Origin of the sequence: Streptomyces sp. NPDC058335 (assembly GCF_042723915.1) — a bacterium.
Taxonomy (GTDB): domain Bacteria; phylum Actinomycetota; class Actinomycetes; order Streptomycetales; family Streptomycetaceae; genus Streptomyces.
On the sequence record NZ_JBHXHX010000004.1, the window covers coordinates 35,377 to 53,347 of the forward strand.

At 73.5% G+C, this 17,971-nt stretch carries 20 protein-coding genes; 8 read left to right on the forward strand and 12 right to left on the reverse strand.

Going from position 1 to position 17,971, the window contains the following annotated elements; genetic code table 11:
• Positions 1–48: 48 nt before the first annotated feature.
• On the forward strand, positions 49–1,410 hold the full coding sequence (locus ACFWJX_RS08170) for a CoA transferase (protein ID WP_383238590.1): 1,362 nt from the start codon (positions 49–51) through the stop codon (positions 1,408–1,410).
• Between the two features lie 18 nt (positions 1,411–1,428).
• Here ACFWJX_RS08170 and ACFWJX_RS08175 read toward each other — a convergent pair whose 3' ends face one another.
• On the reverse strand, positions 1,429–2,139 hold the full coding sequence (locus ACFWJX_RS08175; protein WP_383238593.1) for a VIT family protein: 711 nt from the start codon (positions 2,137–2,139) through the stop codon (positions 1,429–1,431).
• A gap of 265 nt (positions 2,140–2,404) precedes the next feature.
• Between ACFWJX_RS08175 and ACFWJX_RS08180 the strand changes: the two genes are divergently transcribed.
• The 5 genes from ACFWJX_RS08180 (at position 2,405) to ACFWJX_RS08200 (ending at position 7,261) form a co-directional block, all read left to right on the forward strand.
• Positions 2,405–3,397: a DEDDh family exonuclease gene (locus ACFWJX_RS08180; protein WP_383238595.1), complete on the forward strand. Its 993-nt coding sequence runs from the start codon at positions 2,405–2,407 to the stop codon at positions 3,395–3,397.
• A gap of 79 nt (positions 3,398–3,476) precedes the next feature.
• The gene (locus tag ACFWJX_RS08185) at positions 3,477–3,710 is read left to right on the forward strand and encodes a hypothetical protein (RefSeq protein ID WP_073496546.1); all 234 of its coding nucleotides are present in this window, start codon (positions 3,477–3,479) and stop codon (positions 3,708–3,710) included.
• Positions 3,711–3,760: 50 nt separating this feature from the next.
• Positions 3,761–4,567, forward strand: a complete 807-nt coding sequence (locus ACFWJX_RS08190) for an SURF1 family protein (RefSeq protein ID WP_383238600.1) — start codon at positions 3,761–3,763, stop codon at positions 4,565–4,567.
• A gap of 142 nt (positions 4,568–4,709) precedes the next feature.
• Positions 4,710–6,500 carry a glycoside hydrolase family 15 protein gene (locus tag ACFWJX_RS08195; protein WP_383238603.1) on the forward strand — a complete coding sequence of 597 codons (1,791 nt, stop codon included), beginning with the start codon at positions 4,710–4,712 and terminating at the stop codon, positions 6,498–6,500.
• A 5-nt stretch (positions 6,501–6,505) separates the two neighbouring features.
• Positions 6,506–7,261, forward strand: a complete 756-nt coding sequence (locus tag ACFWJX_RS08200) for an SDR family oxidoreductase (RefSeq protein WP_383238606.1) — start codon at positions 6,506–6,508, stop codon at positions 7,259–7,261.
• Positions 7,262–7,280: 19 nt separating this feature from the next.
• Here the strand turns inward: ACFWJX_RS08200 and amaP are convergent, their stop codons facing one another.
• Genes amaP through ACFWJX_RS08225 form a run of 5 tightly spaced genes read right to left on the reverse strand, consistent with a single transcriptional unit; the run spans position 7,281 to position 9,609 of the window.
• Positions 7,281–7,868 carry an alkaline shock response membrane anchor protein AmaP gene (gene amaP / locus ACFWJX_RS08205; protein WP_383238609.1) on the reverse strand — a complete coding sequence of 196 codons (588 nt, stop codon included), beginning with the start codon at positions 7,866–7,868 and terminating at the stop codon, positions 7,281–7,283.
• Positions 7,865–8,512, reverse strand: coding sequence for a DUF6286 domain-containing protein (locus ACFWJX_RS08210; protein WP_383238612.1), 648 nt, complete (start codon positions 8,510–8,512; stop codon positions 7,865–7,867). The genes amaP and ACFWJX_RS08210 overlap by 4 nt, the downstream gene beginning before the upstream one ends.
• Positions 8,509–8,892, reverse strand: coding sequence for an Asp23/Gls24 family envelope stress response protein (locus ACFWJX_RS08215; RefSeq protein WP_383238615.1), 384 nt, complete (start codon positions 8,890–8,892; stop codon positions 8,509–8,511). The genes ACFWJX_RS08210 and ACFWJX_RS08215 overlap by 4 nt, the downstream gene beginning before the upstream one ends.
• A gap of 5 nt (positions 8,893–8,897) precedes the next feature.
• On the reverse strand, positions 8,898–9,083 hold the full coding sequence (locus tag ACFWJX_RS08220) for a hypothetical protein (protein ID WP_073499200.1): 186 nt from the start codon (positions 9,081–9,083) through the stop codon (positions 8,898–8,900).
• A gap of 43 nt (positions 9,084–9,126) precedes the next feature.
• Complete coding sequence (locus ACFWJX_RS08225) at positions 9,127–9,609, reverse strand: Asp23/Gls24 family envelope stress response protein (RefSeq protein WP_383238617.1); 483 nt, start codon at positions 9,607–9,609, stop codon at positions 9,127–9,129.
• Positions 9,610–9,696: 87 nt separating this feature from the next.
• Here ACFWJX_RS08225 and ACFWJX_RS08230 point away from each other — a divergent pair, with 87 nt between their 5' ends.
• The gene (locus tag ACFWJX_RS08230) at positions 9,697–10,413 is read left to right on the forward strand and encodes a nucleopolyhedrovirus P10 family protein (protein WP_383238620.1); all 717 of its coding nucleotides are present in this window, start codon (positions 9,697–9,699) and stop codon (positions 10,411–10,413) included.
• Between the two features lie 40 nt (positions 10,414–10,453).
• Here ACFWJX_RS08230 and ACFWJX_RS08235 read toward each other — a convergent pair whose 3' ends face one another.
• The 3 genes from ACFWJX_RS08235 to ACFWJX_RS08245 form a co-directional block, all read right to left on the reverse strand.
• Positions 10,454–11,257 (reverse strand): enoyl-CoA hydratase/isomerase family protein, encoded by an 804-nt coding sequence (locus ACFWJX_RS08235; RefSeq protein ID WP_383238623.1) that lies wholly within the window; start codon positions 11,255–11,257, stop codon positions 10,454–10,456.
• Between the two features lie 118 nt (positions 11,258–11,375).
• Positions 11,376–11,597 carry a helix-turn-helix domain-containing protein gene (locus ACFWJX_RS08240; protein ID WP_004002281.1) on the reverse strand — a complete coding sequence of 74 codons (222 nt, stop codon included), beginning with the start codon at positions 11,595–11,597 and terminating at the stop codon, positions 11,376–11,378.
• Between the two features lie 348 nt (positions 11,598–11,945).
• Positions 11,946–13,544, reverse strand: coding sequence for an ABC-F family ATP-binding cassette domain-containing protein (locus ACFWJX_RS08245; RefSeq protein ID WP_383238627.1), 1,599 nt, complete (start codon positions 13,542–13,544; stop codon positions 11,946–11,948).
• Between the two features lie 314 nt (positions 13,545–13,858).
• On the opposite strand from ACFWJX_RS08245, the gene ACFWJX_RS08250 reads away from it, so the two are divergent.
• On the forward strand, positions 13,859–14,272 hold the full coding sequence (locus ACFWJX_RS08250) for a VOC family protein (RefSeq protein WP_383238630.1): 414 nt from the start codon (positions 13,859–13,861) through the stop codon (positions 14,270–14,272).
• A 14-nt stretch (positions 14,273–14,286) separates the two neighbouring features.
• Here ACFWJX_RS08250 and ACFWJX_RS08255 read toward each other — a convergent pair whose 3' ends face one another.
• From ACFWJX_RS08255 to ACFWJX_RS08265, 3 genes are all read right to left on the reverse strand, one after another.
• Positions 14,287–15,723, reverse strand: a complete 1,437-nt coding sequence (locus ACFWJX_RS08255; protein ID WP_383238633.1) for a hypothetical protein — start codon at positions 15,721–15,723, stop codon at positions 14,287–14,289.
• Positions 15,724–15,907: 184 nt separating this feature from the next.
• On the reverse strand, positions 15,908–17,047 hold the full coding sequence (locus ACFWJX_RS08260; RefSeq protein ID WP_383238636.1) for an alpha/beta hydrolase: 1,140 nt from the start codon (positions 17,045–17,047) through the stop codon (positions 15,908–15,910).
• Between the two features lie 95 nt (positions 17,048–17,142).
• Complete coding sequence (locus ACFWJX_RS08265; RefSeq protein ID WP_383238639.1) at positions 17,143–17,835, reverse strand: class II aldolase/adducin family protein; 693 nt, start codon at positions 17,833–17,835, stop codon at positions 17,143–17,145.
• Positions 17,836–17,971: the final 136 nt, after the last annotated feature.

Consider the following 17,971-nt stretch of genomic DNA (forward strand, 5'->3'; position numbering starts at 1 on the left):
CCCGTCCGTCTCCATATGTTGATTCAATCAATCATGCATAGTGCAGTCATGACCGACATCGAGTTCGCCTGGTCCGAACTGGGCGGCGATCCCGCCCTCCTCGCGCGCGTGTCGACCGTCGCACGGCGGGACACGCTCCCGGCCCGGCTTCCCGTACGGGAGTTGGCGCGGGCCTCGGTGGGAGTGTGCGCGCTCGCCGCGGCCGAGCTGGGGGCGCGGCGGGCCGGGCTCGCCGAGGTGCCGCGGGTGCGTCTGGACGACGGGGCGGTGGCCACCGCGTTCGCCAGTGAGCGGCATCTGCTGGTCGACGGACGGGCGCCGGACACGTTCGCGCCGCTGTCACGGTTCTGGCGGACGGCCGACGGCTGGGTGCGCACGCACGCCAACTATCCGCACCACCGGGAACGGCTGCTGCGGGCACTGGACCTCCCCGAGGACCCGGCAGCCGTCGAGGCGGCCCTGGCCGAGCGGTCCGCCCTTGAGGTGGAGGAGACGGTGTACGCCGCCGGCGGCCTGGCCGTCGCGGTGCGTACGCCCGCCGAGTGGGCCGCGCACGAGCAGGCGGCGGCGATCGTCCGGCGGCCGCTGGTCGAGACCGAGCGCCTGGACACCGCACGCGCGCGCGTGCTCCCGTCGCTCACCGGCAGTCCCCTGCTGCCCGCCGCCGGGCTGCGCGTCCTGGACCTGACCCGGGTGATCGCGGGCCCGGTCGCCACCCGCACGCTCGCCCTGCTGGGCGCGGACGTGCTCCGCCTCGACGCCCCCGGGTCGGCCGAACTGCCCGACCAGCACGCCGACACCGGCTTCGGGAAGCGGTCGGCGACGCTGGACCTCGCCGTCGGCCGACGGACCTTCGAGGAGTTGCTGGCCGCGGCGGACATCGTCGTCACGGGATACCGGCCCGGCGCCCTGGACCGGTTCGGGCTCTCGCCGGAGGCGTTGGCGGAGCGTCGGCCGGGGCTGGTCGTGGCGCAGTTGTCGGCGTGGGGCGCGTACGGGCCGTGGGCCGGGCGGCGCGGCTTCGACAGCCTGGTGCAGGCCGCGACGGGCATCGCGGCCGTCGAGGGGAGCCCCGAACGGCCCGGCGCGCTGCCGGCCCAGGCCCTCGACCACGGCACCGGCCACCTCATGGCGGCGGCCGTCCTGCGGGCCCTCACCGAGCAGTCGTCCGAGGGCTACGGCCGTGTCGTGCGACTGGCGTTGGCGCGGACGGCGGCATGGCTGACGGACGGCATCGAGCCGGGCGGGGCGGGCCTCGGCGACGGCCTGCCGCAGTCCTGGCTCGCCGAGACCGACAGCCCGATCGGGCGGCTGCGGTACGCGCTGCCGCCGGTGTCCTTCGACGGCGGGCCGGGCGACTGGGCGCGGCCACCGGGCCCCTGGGGAGCGGACCCGGCGAGATGGGCGTAGAGAGACGACGAGGTCCGCTCACACCCCCGCGGCGCCCAGCAGCACCCCGGTCACGTACGTCACCGTCATCGCCACCGCGCCGCCGCCCATGTTGCGTACGACCGCCCGCGCGGGTGCCGCGGCTCCCAGGCGGGCGCTGCTCCAACCGGTGCAGGCGAGGGCGAGGAGGACCGACACCACGGTGACGGGCAGCCGCCGGTCCGACGGGGGCAGCACGATCGCCAGCAGCGGGAGCAGGGCGCCCGCCGTGAAGGCGAGGAAGCTCGCCCAGGCCGCGTGCCAGGGGTTGGTGAGGTCGTCGGGGTCGATGCCCAGCTCCACGCGCGCGTGGGCGCGCAGCGCGTCGCGTTCCGTCAGCTGGACGGCCGCGTCCCGGGCCACGGCGCGGGTCAGACCCCGTTCCTCCAGCAGCTCGGTCAGCTCCTCCAGCTCGGCCTCCGGCTGCTCCCGCAACTCGCGTCGCTCCAGCGCGAGGGCGGCCATCTCCGAGTCGCGCTGCGTGGACACCGACACGTACTCCCCCGCGGCCATCGACATCGACCCGGCGAGCAGACCGGCCAGCCCCGCCGTCAGCAACGTCGAACGGTCACCGGTGGCGCCGGCCACACCGACCACGAGGCCCGCGGTGGACACGATGCCGTCGTTGGCGCCGAGCACGGCGGCTCGCAGCCAGTTGAGGCGGGATCCGAGCGACCCGCCGTGGGCCTCGTCGTGGGTTGGTTCCGTCACACGGGGAGGATCGCATCCGGGACGGCGGGGACCCGTACCGACGCTCCACGCGCGCGTACCGAAGTGGGCCTGCCGGAGAGGAGGTTGGCGTCGAGAACCGGGGCGTGGCGGGCATCGGCCCGCGCCGGCCGGTCCCGGCGTCGAACTCCCGTGCGCCTACCGCGTCTTCCGTCCGGCTTCGTCTCGCACGCGCGTGTGGGTGTGTCCGGCGGCGAGGTGGGAGGCGTGCGTCCGCTGTCGGTGGCGGCCCGTATCCTCAATGACCATGCTCGAAGACCGTACGCCCACAGCGTCCTCCCCCACGGAGTGGCCGGCCGCGTATCCGCAGGGATACGCGGTCGTTGACGTGGAGACCACCGGCCTGGCCCGCGACGACCGGATCATCTCCGCCGCCGTCTACCGGCTGGACGCGCGCGGTGAGGTCGAGGACCACTGGTACACGCTGGTGAACCCGGAGCGCGACCCGGGCCCGGTGTGGATCCACGGTCTGACGAGCGAGGCGCTGGAGGGCGCGCCCCTCTTCCAGGACGTGGCGCAGGAGTTCGCGGACCGGCTCGACGGCCGGGTGCTGGTCGCGCACAACGCGGTGTTCGACTGGCAGATGATCGCCCGTGAGTACGCGCGCGCGAAGCGCGAGGCCCCGGTGCGGCAGCGGCTGTGCACCATCGCGCTCTCCAAGGAACTGGCCCTGCCGCTGCCCAACCACAAGCTGGAGTCGCTGGCCGCCCACTTCGGTGTCGTCCAGCGGCGGGCGCACCACGCGCTGGACGACGCGCGCGTGCTGGCCGAGGCGTTCCGGCCGAGCCTGCGGGCCGCGGCGGCGGGCGGCGTACGGCTGCCGCTGCACGAGTGCCGGCCGCTGACGGAGTGGCAGGACCGGCCCGCGCCGCGGATCGGGCAGCAGGCGGGCGGCCCCGGCGGCTATCGGCCGACGAGTTGGCGTCCGGCCCGCAAGCGGCCCGCGTGCCCCTACCCCAATCCCGGGCGGTACGAAGACGGCAAGCGCCTCAGGCAGGGCATGCGGATCGCGTTCTCCGGGGACACCTCGATCGAGCGCGAGCTGCTGGAGGACCGCGCGACCGAGGCCGGACTGCATGTGGCCACGTCGATCTCCCGGCTGACCAGCCTGCTCGTCACCAACGACCCGGACTCGGGCACCTCCAAGGTGGTCAAGGCCCGCCAGTTCGGCACGCCGGTGGTGGACGAGGCGGCGTTCGGCCAGCTGCTGCGCGATGTCGAGCCGGCCGCGGGGCAGTGACCGTACGGACGGGTGATTGGCGGGCGACTCGCCCGGCACCGTCTGGCCCGCGCCGCACCGACGGCTCACCCTGTGGCGCATGGCGACATGTGAAGTTTGCGGCAATAACTACGGAATGACCTTCGAGGTGCACGCGCAGGGCGCGGTGCACGTCTTCGACTGCTTCTCCTGTGCGATCCACCGCATGGCACCCATCTGCGAGCACTGCCGGGTGCAGATCATCGGCCAGGGCGTCGAGGTCGAGGGGCAGTGGTTCTGCGGTGCCCACTGCGCCCGCGCGGAGGGAAAGGCGGGCATCGTGGACCGGGTCTGAAGCGGGCCCCCACGCGAGGACACCCCACGGCCGGGAGGTACGGTCGTGGGGTGTACCGCTTCCTTTTGTCCCGGCAGTGGGTGATCATCACGCTCGTCGCCCTCCTCCTGATCCCCACGATGATCAGGCTGGGCATCTGGCAGATGCACCGCTACGACGAGCGCACCGCCCGCAATCAGCTGGTGTCCGACGCACTCACCGCCGACCCCGTGCCGGTGGAGAAGCTGACCTCCCCGGGCCACACCGTCAGCACCGATCAGCGGTACCGGTCCGTGACCGCCGTGGGCCGCTTCGACACCGATCGGGAGGTCGTCGTCCGGCGGCGCGTCAACGGCGACGAGGAGGTCGGCTTCCTCGTCCTCACCCCCTTCGTCCTGACGGACGGCAAGGTGCTGCTGGTCAACCGCGGCTGGATCCCCGCCGACGCCCCCAGCCAGACCACGTTCCCCAAGGTCCCCGCGCCGCCCGCCGGGCAGCTCACCGTGACCGGGCGGCTGATGCCCGACGAGACGACCGCGGCGAGCGGCATCAAGAACCTCCAGGGACTGCCGGACCGGCAGGTCATGCTGATCAACAGCGAGCAGGAGGCGCGCCGCCTCGGCGAGCGGGTCCTCGGCGGCTATGTGGCGCAGACGGCGCCCGAGCCGAAGAACGGCACCCCCGAGCTGGTCGGCCGGCCCGGCAACGAGGACGCCGCGCTCAACTACGCCTACGCCATCCAGTGGTGGCTGTTCTCCGCGGGCGTACCGATCGGCTGGGTGGTCCTGGTCCGGCGGGAGATGCGCGACCGCAGGGAGGCCGCCGCCCAGGAGTCGACGGCGGAGACGGCGGAGTCGGACCAGCCCGCGGCGGTCTGAGCCACCGCCGAACACGCATCCGCACGGGAGCGTCCCGCCCCGCCCTGCGGCCGGGCCGCAGTCGGCCGAACATCGCGCCCCCGTGTCACCCGCCCGGCCCCCGCCCCGGTTGCCCTGCCGTGCTGCTGGGAACCCGCACCCCGTGCACCCCCGCATCGAGGACTACGCCGTCATCGGCGACGAACAGACCGCGGCCCTGGTCGGTATGGACGGCTCGGTCGACTGGCTGTGCCTTCCCCGCTTCGACTCCGGGGCCTGCTTCGCGCGCCTCCTGGGCGACGAGGGGAACGGCCACTGGCGCATCGCGCCCAAGGGCGCGGACGGGCAGTACTGCACCCGCCGCGCCTACCGCCCCGACACGCTCGTCCTGGACACCGAGTGGGAGACGGACGAGGGCGCGATCCGCGTCACCGACCTGATGCCGCAGCGGGACGCCGCCCCCGACGTCGTACGCGTCGTCGAGGGACTGCGCGGGCGGGTCACCGTCCGCAGCACACTGCGGCTGCGTTTCGACTACGGCTGGGTCGTCCCGTGGATGCGCCGGGTCGACGGCCACCGGGTGGCGGTCGCCGGGCCGGACGCGGTCTGGTTCCGCAGCGAGCCGGAGGTGCGCACCTGGGGCGAGGACTTCGGCACCCACGCGGAGTTCACGGTCGCCGCGGGCGAGTCGGTCGCGTTCGTACTGACCTGGCACCCCTCGCACCACGCGCGCCCGCCGCTCATCGACCCGTACGAGGCGCTGCGGGCCAGCGTCCAGGACTGGCAGGCGTGGTCGGCGCGCTGCCGTTACGACGGACCCCACCGGGACGCCGTGGTCCGCTCCCTCATCACCCTCAAGGCCCTCACCTACGAACCGACGGGCGGCATCGCCGCCGCGCTCACCACGTCCCTGCCCGAGGAGCCGGGCGGGGTCCGCAACTGGGACTACCGCTACTGCTGGCTGCGCGACTCCACCCTCACCCTCGGAGCCCTGCTGGCGGCCGGTTACGCGGAGGAGGCCGAGGCCTGGCGGAACTGGCTGCTGCGCGCCGTCGCGGGCGACCCCGCGGACCTTCAGATCATGTACGGGCTGGCGGGCGAGCGCCGGCTGCCCGAGTGCGAGCTGCCGTGGCTGTCCGGCTACGCGGACTCCCGTCCCGTACGCATCGGCAACGGCGCCGTGAACCAGCTTCAGCTGGACGTGTACGGCGAGGTGATGGACTCGCTGTCGCTGGCCCGTACCTCGGGCCTGTCGCCCAAGCCGCATATGTGGTCGCTGCAGAGCGCGCTGATCAACTGGCTGTGCGAGAACTGGCGGCAGCCCGACGAGGGGCTGTGGGAGGTGCGCGGCGGCCGTCGTCAGTTCGTCCACTCCAAGGTGATGGTGTGGGTGGCCGCCGACCGCGCCGTCCGCGCGGTCGAGCGGTACCCACGGCTCAGCGGTGACGTGGCGAGATGGCGGGCGCTGCGCGACGAGGTGCACCGCGAGGTGTGCGAGAAGGGCTACGACCCCGAGCGCAACACCTTCACCCAGTTCTATGGCTCGCGCGAACTGGACGCCTCCCTGCTGCTCATCCCGCGCGTCGGCTTCCTCCCACCCGACGACCCGCGGGTGGTCGGCACCGTCGACGCCGTCCGCGAGGAACTCGGGTACCGCGGTCTGCTGCGCCGCTACAGCACCGCCGGGCGGGCCGTCGACGGCCTGCCCGGCGACGAGGGCACCTTCCTGGCGTGCTCCTTCTGGCTGGCGGACGCTCTGCACATGACGGGCCGGACCCAGGAGGCGCGGGAGCTGTTCGACCGGCTGGTGGCCCTGGCCAACGACGTGGGGCTGCTGGCCGAGGAGTACGACCCGAAGGCCGGCCGCCATCTCGGGAACTATCCGCAGGCGTTCAGCCACATCGGCCTCGTCAGCACCGCCCTCATGCTGTACGGGGGCGAGCAGGCAGGATAGGGGCCATGGATCTTGGACTGAAGGACCGGGTGTACATCGTCACCGGGGCCACCCGCGGCCTCGGCAACGCAGTCGCGCGCGAGCTGGTCGCGGACGGCGCGAAGGTGGTCGTCACCGGGCGGGACGAGGAGCGTACCGCCGAGGCGGCGAAGGCGCTGGGGCAAGGCGCGATCGGGGTGGCCGTCGACAACGCCGATCCCGAGGCGCCCGCGCGGCTGATCGCGGCCGCGCGTGAGGCCTTCGGCCGCTTCGACGGGGTGCTGGTGAGCGTGGGCGGGCCGCCGCCCGGGTTCGCCGCGGACACCACGGACGAGCAGTGGCAGATGGCGTTCGAGTCGGTGTTCCTGGGCGCGGTGCGGCTGGCACGGGCGGCCGCCGCCGAACTGGAGGCCGGGGGTGTCATCGGGTTCGTGCTGTCCGGGTCGGTGCACGAGCCCATTCCCGGGCTGACGATCTCGAACGGGCTGCGGCCGGGGCTGGCCGGGTTCGCCAAGTCGCTCTCCGACGAGCTGGGGCCGCGTGGGATCCGCGTGGTGGGGCTGCTGCCGGCCCGGATCGACACGGACCGCGTGCGCGAGCTGGACGGGCTGTCGGCCGATCCGGAGGCGACCCGGGCCGCGCACGAGTCCCGGATCCCGCTGCGGCGGTACGGGGCGCCGGAGGAGTTCGGTCGGGTGGCGGCCTTCCTGCTGTCGCCGGCCGCGTCCTACCTGACCGGCATCATGGTTCCGGTGGACGGCGGGATGCGGCACGGGTTCTGAGGCCCGTCCCTCCGGGTCGTCAACTCACCCGTTCCGCCTTGTGCTTGGCCGTCCTCAGGCGGACCTCCGCGGGCAGCGACTCCAGCGCCGCCGAATCGCGCGCGTGCGCCAGGGACTCGTTCGTCAGATGGTCCAGGGCCACGGCCGGGTCCACGTGCGGTTCGAGCAGGAGCCGTACGTGGGCCTCCGGGGCGTCCCTGCGGCCCGTGAGGTGGGCGTGGCTGTGGGACACGCCGTCCAGGCGGGCCGCGTCGTCGGCCAGGACGCCCTCCAGGGCCCGGCCGCGCAGCAGGGCGCCCGCGCCGTCGCCGGTGTCGACGAGGACCTCGCCGAGCCGGCGGCGGCGCAGGACCGCGACCAGCCACCACAGGGCGAGCAGGACCAGCACCGTCAGCACGGCGATGACGGTCGGCCACCACCAGCCCTCGTGCCGCCACCGGGTGCGCTCGGCGGTGCTGAGCAGAACGTCGTGCCTGCCGTCGTGGAGCCACCAGGCGGGAGGGTCCGCGCCCAGGCCGACGGCGAGCACGGCGCCGCCGACGGCCAGCAGGACGAGGCCCACGAGTCCCAGGGCCACGCGGTTGACGGTCCTGAGCATCGTCCTCATCCCTTCCGTCCGGGCCGGCGCACCCGCACGGACAGCGCCGGCGGCCGGGCCAGGCCCAGGCCACGGACGGCGTCGCCGAGCACCGCGTCCAGGTCGGTGCGTACGTCGTCCAGGTCACGGAAGTGGGAGACCGCGCGCACATCGGCCCGGCGGCGCCCGGCCCGGACGTGGACCGACTGCACACCGGCGACCTCCATGGCCCGGTCGCGCAGCACCAGTCCTGCGGCATCCCGGTGAAGTGCCGCGCGGACGTCGGGGTGGGGCCGCCGCATCGGCAGGACGGCGCGCAGGCCCGGCGTGACGGCGAGGAGGATCAGCCACAGGCCGAGGGCCGCGGCGACGCCCGCGCCGACGAGGACCCAGACGTCGTCCAGCGGCCGTTCGGCGAGCTGCCGCGCCAGCTCCCGGCGTACCCGCAGAACCGGCCGGTCGGCGCGCACCGCGGCGATGTCGTACAGCAGGACGCCCGCGAGGGCGGCGAGCAGCAGCGCGACGACGGCCGCCGGGACCCGGCGGGCCGACCAGAAGCGTCCGCTGCCCGGCGCGGGGGCGGGTTCGGGTGGTGCGGGTACGTCGTCCTCGGCCGTCTTCTCGAGAACCGGCAGTCTTCGTGTGGTGCCCTCGGAGCCCAGGGGCTCGCTCATGGCGTCCTCCCGTGTGCCACGCCGTGTTCCGCCGTCAGATGCAGGCGTTCGACCTGGACGGCGACTTCCGGCACCTCCATTCCCACCAACGCGCCTACCCGCTCGGTGACGTGACGACGCACCGCATGGCAGCGCGGACCGATGGCGGTCGGGTAGCCGAGTTCGAGGTGGACGCGGATGTGAGCGGCGTCGTGGTGGACGACCACGGTGGCGTGCGGGCGGGCGGCGTCGGACGGCAACGGTCCCACCGCCTCGCGCGCGGCCTGCGCGGCGATCTTCGCCACGACCCGGTCGGCGATCCGGGTGGCGCCCCGCTCTCCCGGCGGGACCGTGGCCGGGCGGGTGCCGGGCGTGCCGGTCCCCTCGCTCGCCGGCGTCACCGACCTCACCGGCGCCGGTCGTCGCGCGTGCGGAAGAAGTCGCCGAGTTCCAGGTCCCCTTCGATGAACCGTCCGACGACGAACCCGACGGCGCCCAGCGCCGCCACCAGCAGGAAGGCCCCGAACCCGCCGAAGTATCCGGCGAAGCCCAGCGCCATGCCGGCGATCATGCCCACCACGGCCATGTTCACGGTGCACTCCCCTCAGCGGCCCGGTCACCCGATGGCCGGCATGTCACTGGAGCCGGGACTCCGGCTCCTCGTCCTCGTCCTCGGGCAGCTTGACGTCGCTCACCGCGATGTTGACCTCCACCACCTCGAGGCCGGTCATCCGCTCGACGGCGGCGACGACGTTCTCGCGCACGTCCCGGGATACCTCGGTGATGGACACGCCGTAGTCGACCACGATCTCCAGGTCGAGCGCGGTCTGCACCTCGCCGACCTCGGCCTTGACGCCGCGGGTGACGGACTTCGTGCCGCCGGGCACGCGGTCGCGCACGGCTCCGAAGGTGCGGCTCATGCCGCTGCCCATCGCGTGCACGCCGACCACGTCGCGGGCCGCCAGTCCGGCGATCTTCTCCACGACGCCGTCGGCGATGGTGGTGCGTCCGCGGGACGCCGGGTCCCCGCCGCCGCGCCTGGTCGCCTTCCGCGTCGACACCGTCTCCGTGCCGTCGTCCGGGAGTTGCGTCCTGCTCTGTCCCGTCGTCTCACTCATCGCCGTACGTCCTTTTCGGTCGTCGTCCTTATGCCACCGTAAGCGCGGTGAGCCGACCGCGCTCCAGGGATGCGGCAGGCTGGAGGAATGACGGCGGACAAATGGACGCGCGCGGTGCGCGAACAGCTCGGAATGGGCCGGCTGCTCCCCCTGGGTGAGCCGCGGGACGGTGCGTGGATCACGGAGGAGGCGGCGGAGGCGGTGCTGCGCGGGGCGGCACGGGAGCTGCCCGGCGTGCGCCTGGGCGTGCTGCGGATCGCGATGGCGGACCCTGAGCGGACGTACGAGCCGGTGGTTCCGGCGCCGCCGAGCGCACTGCCGCCGGGGCCCTTGCGGGTGACGGCGGACTTCACTGCGGCGGCCTCCGAACCGCTGCCCACGACCGCGTCCCGGCTGCGTACGGCGCTGGCGCTGGCGGCGACGGAGCGGATCGGGCTGGTGGTGGCCGAGGTGGACCTGCGGGTGACGGCGCTGCTCGACGAGGAGGAGGAGCGGCCCGAGCCGGAGTCCGGGCGGCCGCCCCGGCCGGCCGGGGCGGCGCGGGAGGGCGACGAGGCGCGGGTCGCCGAGGCCGCGCTCGCGGTGCCCGGGGTCTCCGCGCTGACGGACGTGCTCGGGCGGGCGGTGCGCCTGGAGGATCGGCAGGACGGGACGGCCACCCTGCCGCGGCGGCACGCGCGCGTGGAGATCGCGGTGCGCGCGGACCACCGGGCGCTGGAGGTGGCCCGGGAGGTCCGCTCGGCGGTGTCGGACGCGCTGACGGATCAGCCGACGGTGGCGGTGCTGGTGACGGCGGCGGGCTGAGCGCCCGCCGCGCGTGCCGGACCCGCCGTCGTCACCGTACTCACTCTCCGAGGCCGGCCAGGTCCCGCAGGCGGCGGGCCTGGGAGGCGCGCTCGGCCGCCCGCTGCTCGTCGTACGTCCTGTCGCCGGCGCCGCGCAGCAGCGTCTTCGTCTCGACGACGGCGTCGCGTGGCGCGGCCAGGATCGGCGCGGCCAGCTCTCGGACCGTGGCGTCCAGTTCGGCGACGGGCACGGCGACGTTGGCGAGGCCGGTGGCGACCGCCTCCTGCGCGTGGACGAAGCGGCCGGTCAGGCAGATCTCGACGGCACGGCCGTATCCCACGAGGGAGACGAGGGGGTGTGTGCCGGTGAGGTCCGGTACCAGGCCGAGGCCGGTCTCGCGCATGGCGAACTGCACGTCGTCGGCGACGACGCGCAGGTCACAGGCGAGGGCCAGTTGGAAGCCCGCGCCGATGGCGTGGCCCTGGACGGCGGCGATCGACACGAGGTCGTTGCGCCGCCACCAGGTGAAGCCCTCCTGGAACTCGGCGATGGCGGCGTCGAGTTCGGCGTCGCCACTGCGCGCGAGATCGATGAAGGACGGCTCGCCCTCGATCCCCTCGGGCAGGAACATCTGCCGGTCGAGGCCGGCGGAGAAGGACTTGCCCTCGCCGCGCAGCACGACCACACGGACGGAGCCCGGCAGCTGCCGGCCAGCTTCGGCCAGCGCGCGCCACATCGCAGGGCTCTGCGCGTTGCGCTTGGCCGGATTGGTCAGCGTCACCGTGGCGAGTGCGTCGTCGACGGTGAGCCGTACGCCGTCCTTGTCGAGCAGGGGAACGAGTTCCTGGTCGGGCGTGGCCATGGGGCGCCTCCGATGGGTGCGGTCAGCTAGCGGTCAGCTAAGTGACTGCACAGTAACCACCCGGCCGATCGGAAGACCGACCGGGTGGTCACCATCGAAGCCGATGGGCCGCCCGAGGTCAGGACGAGGCGGCCTTCTTGCCGCGGGTCGCTCCGCCACGCCCACGAAGCGTGACGCCCGACTCGCTGAGCATCCGGTGCACAAAGCCATACGAGCGGCCGGTCTCCTCGGCCAATGCCCGGATGCTCGCACCGGAGTCGTACTTCTTCTTCAGGTCTGCCGCGAGCTTGTCGCGCGCGGCGCCGGTTACCCGGCTGCCCTTCTTCAGAGTCTCGGCCACCCGTGCCTCCTCATGGGAAGTGCGCTCTGGTCCCCTCATGATCACCCCTCCGGGGCCTGATGGCCACCCATTCGGCAAGGTCCGTGCGACAGGGTTTTGACGACAGGAGCGCACCTCCATAAACGGAACCCGTTATTCCAGCGATGGACGTTCGTACGGCCGAACGGGTTCTTCGGCGAAGTGCCAGGTCAGGGACGCACGACGGCCGACCCCTGTCGGAAAAGGGGTCGGCCGCGAAATCGATGTAGGACACACCTCGATACGAGGAGATCTCACACAGATGATGGATCACCGGTAGGCCGAATGATCCATACGCCGTGGATCACTCATCCGATCAAGCCGGTTCGATCAAGCCAGGGCGACGAGGTCCGCGTAGTCGGAGCCCCACAGGTCCTCGACGCCGTCGGGCAGCAGGATGATCCGCTCGGGCTGGAGCGCGTGCACGGCGCCCTCGTCGTGGGTGACGAGGACGACCGCGCCCTTGTAGGTGCGCAGCGCGCCGAGGATCTCCTCACGGCTGGCCGGGTCGAGGTTGTTCGTGGGCTCGTCGAGCAGCAGCACGTTGGCCGAGGAGACCACGAGGGTGGCCAGCGCCAGCCGGGTCTTCTCGCCACCGGACAGGACACCGGCCGGCTTGTCGACGTCGTCGCCGGAGAACAGGAACGAGCCGAGCACCTTGCGGACCTCGACGAGGTCCAGGTCGGGGGCCGCGGAGCGCATGTTCTCCAGGACCGAGCGCTCCGGGTCGAGGGTCTCGTGCTCCTGGGCGTAGTAGCCGAGCTTGAGGCCGTGGCCGGGGCGCACCTCGCCCGTGTCGGGCGTCTCCACGCCGCCGAGCAGGCGCAGCAGAGTGGTCTTGCCGGCGCCGTTGAGGCCGAGGATGACGACGCGGGAGCCCTTGTCGATGGCCAGGTCGACGTCGGTGAAGATCTCCAGCGAGCCGTACGACTTCGACAGGCCCTCGGCCATCAGCGGCGTCTTGCCGCAGGGCGCGGGCTCCGGGAAGCGGAGCTTGGCGACCTTGTCGGAGGCCCGCACCGCCTCGAGCCCGGCGAGCAGCCGGTCGGCCCGCTTGGCCATGTTCTGCGCGGCGACCGTCTTGGTGGCCTTGGCGCGCATCTTGTCGGCCTGCGAGTGCAGCGCGGCGGCCTTCTTCTCGGCGTTCTGCCGCTCGCGCTTGCGGCGCTTCTCGTCGGCCTCGCGCTGCTGCTGGTAGAGCTTCCAGCCCATGTTGTAGACGTCGATCTGGGAGCGGTTGGCGTCCAGGTAGAACACCTTGTTGACGACCGTCTCGACCAGCTCGACGTCGTGGGAGATGACGATGAAGCCACCGCGGTAGGTCTTGAGGTAGTCCCGCAGCCAGGCGATCGAGTCGGCGTCCAGGTGGTTCGTCGGCTCGTCGAGGAGCAGGGTGTCCGCGTCGGAGAACAGGATGCGGGCCAGCTCGACCCGGCGGCGCTGACCGCCGGAGAGCGTGTGCAGGGGCTGGCCGAGCACCCGGTCGGGCAGGTTGAGCGCGGCGGCGATGGTGGAGGCCTCGGCCTCGGCGGAGTACCCGCCCTTGGTGAGGAACTCCGTCTCCTGGCGCTCGTACTGCCTGAGGGCCTTCTCGCGGGTGGAGCCCGAGCCGTTGGCGATGCGCTGCTCGTTGTCGCGCATCTTGCGGATCAGTACGTCGAGACCGCGGGCGGAGAGGATGCGGTCGCGGGCGAGGACGTCGAGGTCTCCGGTGCGGGGGTCCTGCGGGAGGTAGCCGACCTCTCCGGAACGGGTGACCTGGCCCGCGGCGGGGATGCCCTCACCGGCGAGGACCTTGGTCAGCGTGGTCTTGCCGGCGCCGTTGCGCCCGACCAGGCCGATGCGGTCGCCCTTGGCGATGCGGAAGGAGGCGTTCTCGATGAGGATGCGGGCACCGGCGCGCAGCTCGATGCCGGAGGCGGAGATCACGGACAGACTCCAGAGCGGGTGGGGGCGGGATGGGCGGCTGAGGACGTTCCCGCCGTCTAATGCGCGAGGAGAATGGCCATGGGGCCATTCTACCGGGGCCGTGCAAGCACTTTTTCTGCGTGCGGGTGTTCGATCTTCGCGGGGCGCTGCGCGCGGGGAGCGGGGCCGTGGCGCGGTGCGGCAGGTTCCGCCGGCCTCGCGTCCCGGTCGCGCGGTGCCGCGTACCGGGGGCATTGTCGGTGGTCGCTGCCAGACTGGGCCGTGAGTGACATTTCCGGCAGGAATCGCGCTGGGATCACAAGGGAGTGATCGGCATGGCAGGCACGAGCGGCGGACGCCCCAGCATCTACCCGACGGTGTTGTACCGGGACGCGAAGGCGGCGATCCGGCAGCTGACGGAGGTTTTCGGCTTCTCCGAGCTGTCGGTGTTCGAGGGCGAGGACGGCTCGGTGCTGCACGCCGAGCTGGTACAGGGCAACGGCGCGGTGATGCTCGGTTCGAAGGGCCGCGGCGGTCTCTTCGACGCGGCGATGAAGGACGCCGGCCCGGCCGGGGTGTACGTCGTCGTGGACGACGTCGACGCCCACCACCGGCGGGCCGTGGAGCACGGCGCGGAGATCCTGATGCCCCCGACGGACCAGGAGTACGGCTCGCGGGACTACCTGGCCCGTGACGTCGAGGGCAACATCTGGAGCTTCGGCACGTACGCGCCCGAGATACAGGGCTGACACCGGCGCCGGGTTCAGCCCCCGGTGTGGACCTGGAAGGCGGCCCGGCGGACGGCCTTGGCCAGCGCCGGGTCGGGGTGCGCGGCAGCGAGGGCCACCAGGACCTGCACGGTGCGCGGGTGCCCGACGGAGCGGACCTCGGCGAGCAGCGCGGGCACGGTCGGCTGGAGCGCGGACTCCAGGTGCCGTACCAGCATCGGCGCCTCGCCGTGGTCGGCGACGGCCGCGGCGGTGTCGACCCACAGCCAGGTGGCCTCCTCGCGGGTGAGCACCTCGTGGGCGTCCTCGGGGTCCACCCCGTCGTGCTCGGCCAGCCACAGCAGGGCGTACGGCCGCAGGGCGGGCTCCTCCACGACGGCGCGGACGTCGGGCTCGGCGGGGGCGCCGACGACGCGCAGGGCCTCGAAGGCGAGGCCTCGCAGCAGGGCGTCCTCGCCGCGGGCGGCGGCGAGCAGGTCGCCGACGGCACTGCCGACGGGGCGGGCGGCGAGCCAGGCGCGGTACTCGGCGCGGGCGGCGTTCGGGCGGAGCTGGGCGCAGCCGCGGAGCATCTCCTCGGCGGCGACCTCGATGTTGCCGGCGGGGCTCTGCGCGGCGACGCAGATCTGCTCCAGCTTGACCCAGACCGCCCAGCTGCCGAGCGGTGTGAGAGTGGCGTGGCCGTCGCCGCAGGTGAGGGCACCCACGGAGGCGAGGGCGTGCAGGGCCCAGTCGAGGAGGGGGGCGAGTTCGGCTGCGCGGGCGGGCTCCGCCGGGTCGGCGTCGGCGGAGGGGCCGGACGGCCTGGGGCTCGCGGTGTCGGCGTCCTCGGGGCCGTAGGAGACCTCGCAGCGTTCGGTGCGCAGTTCGGTGACGCGCTGGCGCAGCAGGTCGAGAAGCTGCTCCACGGGGACCGGGCCGGCGGACAGCTGGAGGAAGGAGAGCACCTGCGGCATGGCCGAGACGACCTCGGCGACGGCGCCGGGCTCCTGGTCGGCGGGTTCCGGGGTGGCCAGCGACCAGGCGTCGAAGAGAGCGACCCAGCCGCGCAGGACGGCGCTGTCGTCACGGTTCCAGGCGCGCAACCGCCAGCCGGGGCGGGCGCTGTCTCCGTGCACCTCGACGAGGCCGGCGAGGCGGGCGGTGTCCCAGTCGGCGCGGACCTGAGCCGTGGTCAGACCCAGATCCGACGCGGCGCGTTCGGCCGTCGTCGCGGAGAGGGTGGCCTTGCCGTCGTCGGTGGCGGCGTCCCGGCCGGGGCCGAGGGCGTTGTCCGCCCAGCGGGCGACACGGGCCGCGGACGCCAGACCGGAGCGCGCCATTCTGGCCAGCTCCGCCGGGGCGGGGGTGCCCTCCGGCGGGCGGGGTACGGGGCGGCGGGGGCGCCGCTGGTTCACAGCTGAGGGGGCGGCGGCCAGGGGTCGTGGGCGGACGAGTCGAAGCCTGGAGTCGCGCGGGATACGGGACGTCACGGGTGCAGTCTTCCGGTTGACGGTCGGAAAACCCAAACGGAATGTCACGGCGGGCTACGGGACTGGCCAACGCACGGGGTTGGGGGAGGGGTGAGGGGGTGTGTTCAGGCCAGCGGTACAGCCTTAAACGGAACCTCAGGCACCGCTCCGGGCACGGTACGGGCGCGGTTCTCGCTCCGGTGTCTCACATCAATGGGGTGAGGAAGCGGCGCAGGGCTTCCTCGTACGCGGCCGGGTCGGGGTTCCACATGGCGGCGTGCGGAGCGTGCGGGACGGGGTGGAGCGTGACCAGACCGGGGCGGCGGGCGGCGAAGCGGCGGGAGACCGCCCAGGGGGCCACCCTGTCGTCCGGGCCGTGGAAGACCAGGGTCGGTACGGCCGGCCAGGCCGGGTCGGCCGTACCGTCGGAGAGGCCGGCGTTCAGGCCGGCGCGTCCCTGGGCGGCGCGGACGGCCAGCGGCAGCAGCGCGCCCGGGGTGTGCCGGGCGGAGGCGAGGGCCCGCAGGGTCGCCTGCCAGTCCAGGACCGGGGAGTCCAGCACCAGTCCGGACACGAGGTCGCGCAGCCCCGAGCGGGCGGCGGCGCGCAGCGCCATGGTGGCGCCGGTGGACCAGCCGAGCAGGACGATGCGCTCGGCGCCGTAGCGGACGGCGTACCGCATCGCCGCGTCCAGGTCGCGCCACTCGGACTCGCCGAGGTGGTTGAGGCCGTCCGGGGAGCGGGGCGCGCCCAGGTCGCCGCGGTAGGCGAGGGCGAGGACCGGGAAGCGGCGGCGGTGCAGGAAGCCGGTCAGGTTCAGGGCGTGCTCGCGGGTGGTGCCCAGGCCGTGCACGGCGATCACCCAGGTGCGGCGGGCGCCGGGGACGAACCACGCGGGCAGCGGGCCCAGCTCGCCGGGGACGTCGACGTCGGCGTGGTCGAGGCCGAGCGCGGTGTCCGGGTTGCCGACGTACAGGTTCGGGGTGAGCCACACCGTGTCGCCGGCGCTCAGGGTGCCGTGGGTGACGCGCTCCAGGCGGCGTACGACGGTGTCGGCGGAGTGCGGGGCGGTGGCCAGGACGGGGCCGACGACCGCGTGGGAGCCGTCGCCCGCGAGGCCGTAGGTGCCGGGGCGCAGGGCGGCGAGGTCGCGGGTGAGGGTGACCTGGCCGGCGGCTGTGCCGTGCACGGTGAGCCGGGGTTCGGTGGGCAGGGGGCGGCCGGGTGACGCCTTCAGCGCCGCGTCGCTGGCCAGGCGGCCCGCGGCCACGCTCGCCGCGCCGGCGGCGAGGGCTGCGGCTGCGGCTGCGGCTGCGGTGACTGCGGTTGCGGTGACTGTGCGCACTCGTCCAGTGTCCTGGCCGATCCTCTTCGCGGCCAGTGGTGGGGGTTCAGGGCGTCATGGGCGGGTGCGGGTCCTCGGATCCCGGAGACCTCGCCTCACGTCTTCTGGCCGTAGCCGCTCAGCTTCTCCCCCGCCTCCCTCACCTGCCCCTCCGTCAGCAGGTTCGGGGTGTGGCCCGGGACGGACGCCGCTGTCAGCCACAGGTGGCACATCCATTCCAGCTGGGCTGTGCGGTCGTAGGCCTCGTCGAGGGTGGTGCCGTAGGTGAGGGTGCCGTGGTTCTGGAGGAGGCAGGCGGTGCGGTCGGTGAGGGCGTGGAGGAGGTTGCCGGCCAGTTCCTCGGTGCCGTAGGTCGCGTAGGGGGCGACGCGGACGGGGCCGCCGAGGGCGCCCGTCATGTAGTGGACGGGCGGGAGTTCGCTCACCAGGGTCGAGACGGCGGTGGCGTGCACGGCGTGGGTGTGGACGACGGCGCGGGCGTCGGTGGTGCGGTGGACGGCGAGGTGCATGGGCAGTTCGCTGGTCGGGGTGAGGGTGCCGAGGACCTGTCGGCCGTCGAGGTCGACGCCGGTGACGTCGTCGGGGGTGAGGCGGTCGTAGGGGACGCCCGAGGGGGTGACCAGGACGAGGTCCCCGACGCGGACCGAGACGTTGCCCGAGGTGCCGACGACGAGGCGGTCGGCGACGGTGCGGCGGGCCGTGGCCACGAGCTGTTCCCAAACCCGTGCGACCTCTCCTGCTTGCAGGTCGTGGGTGCCGTCGTCGGTGTCGCGTCGCTGGTCGGTCATGCCGTGATCCTGCCACGTGACCAATGTCTCTTTCACTGCTCTTCGGGGCCCTGGAGAAGTACCCCCGGAACTCCGGCCCGTGCGGCGTCTGGGGCGTCGAGGCGGAGCGGAACGAGTCCCGCCGATTGTGGACACC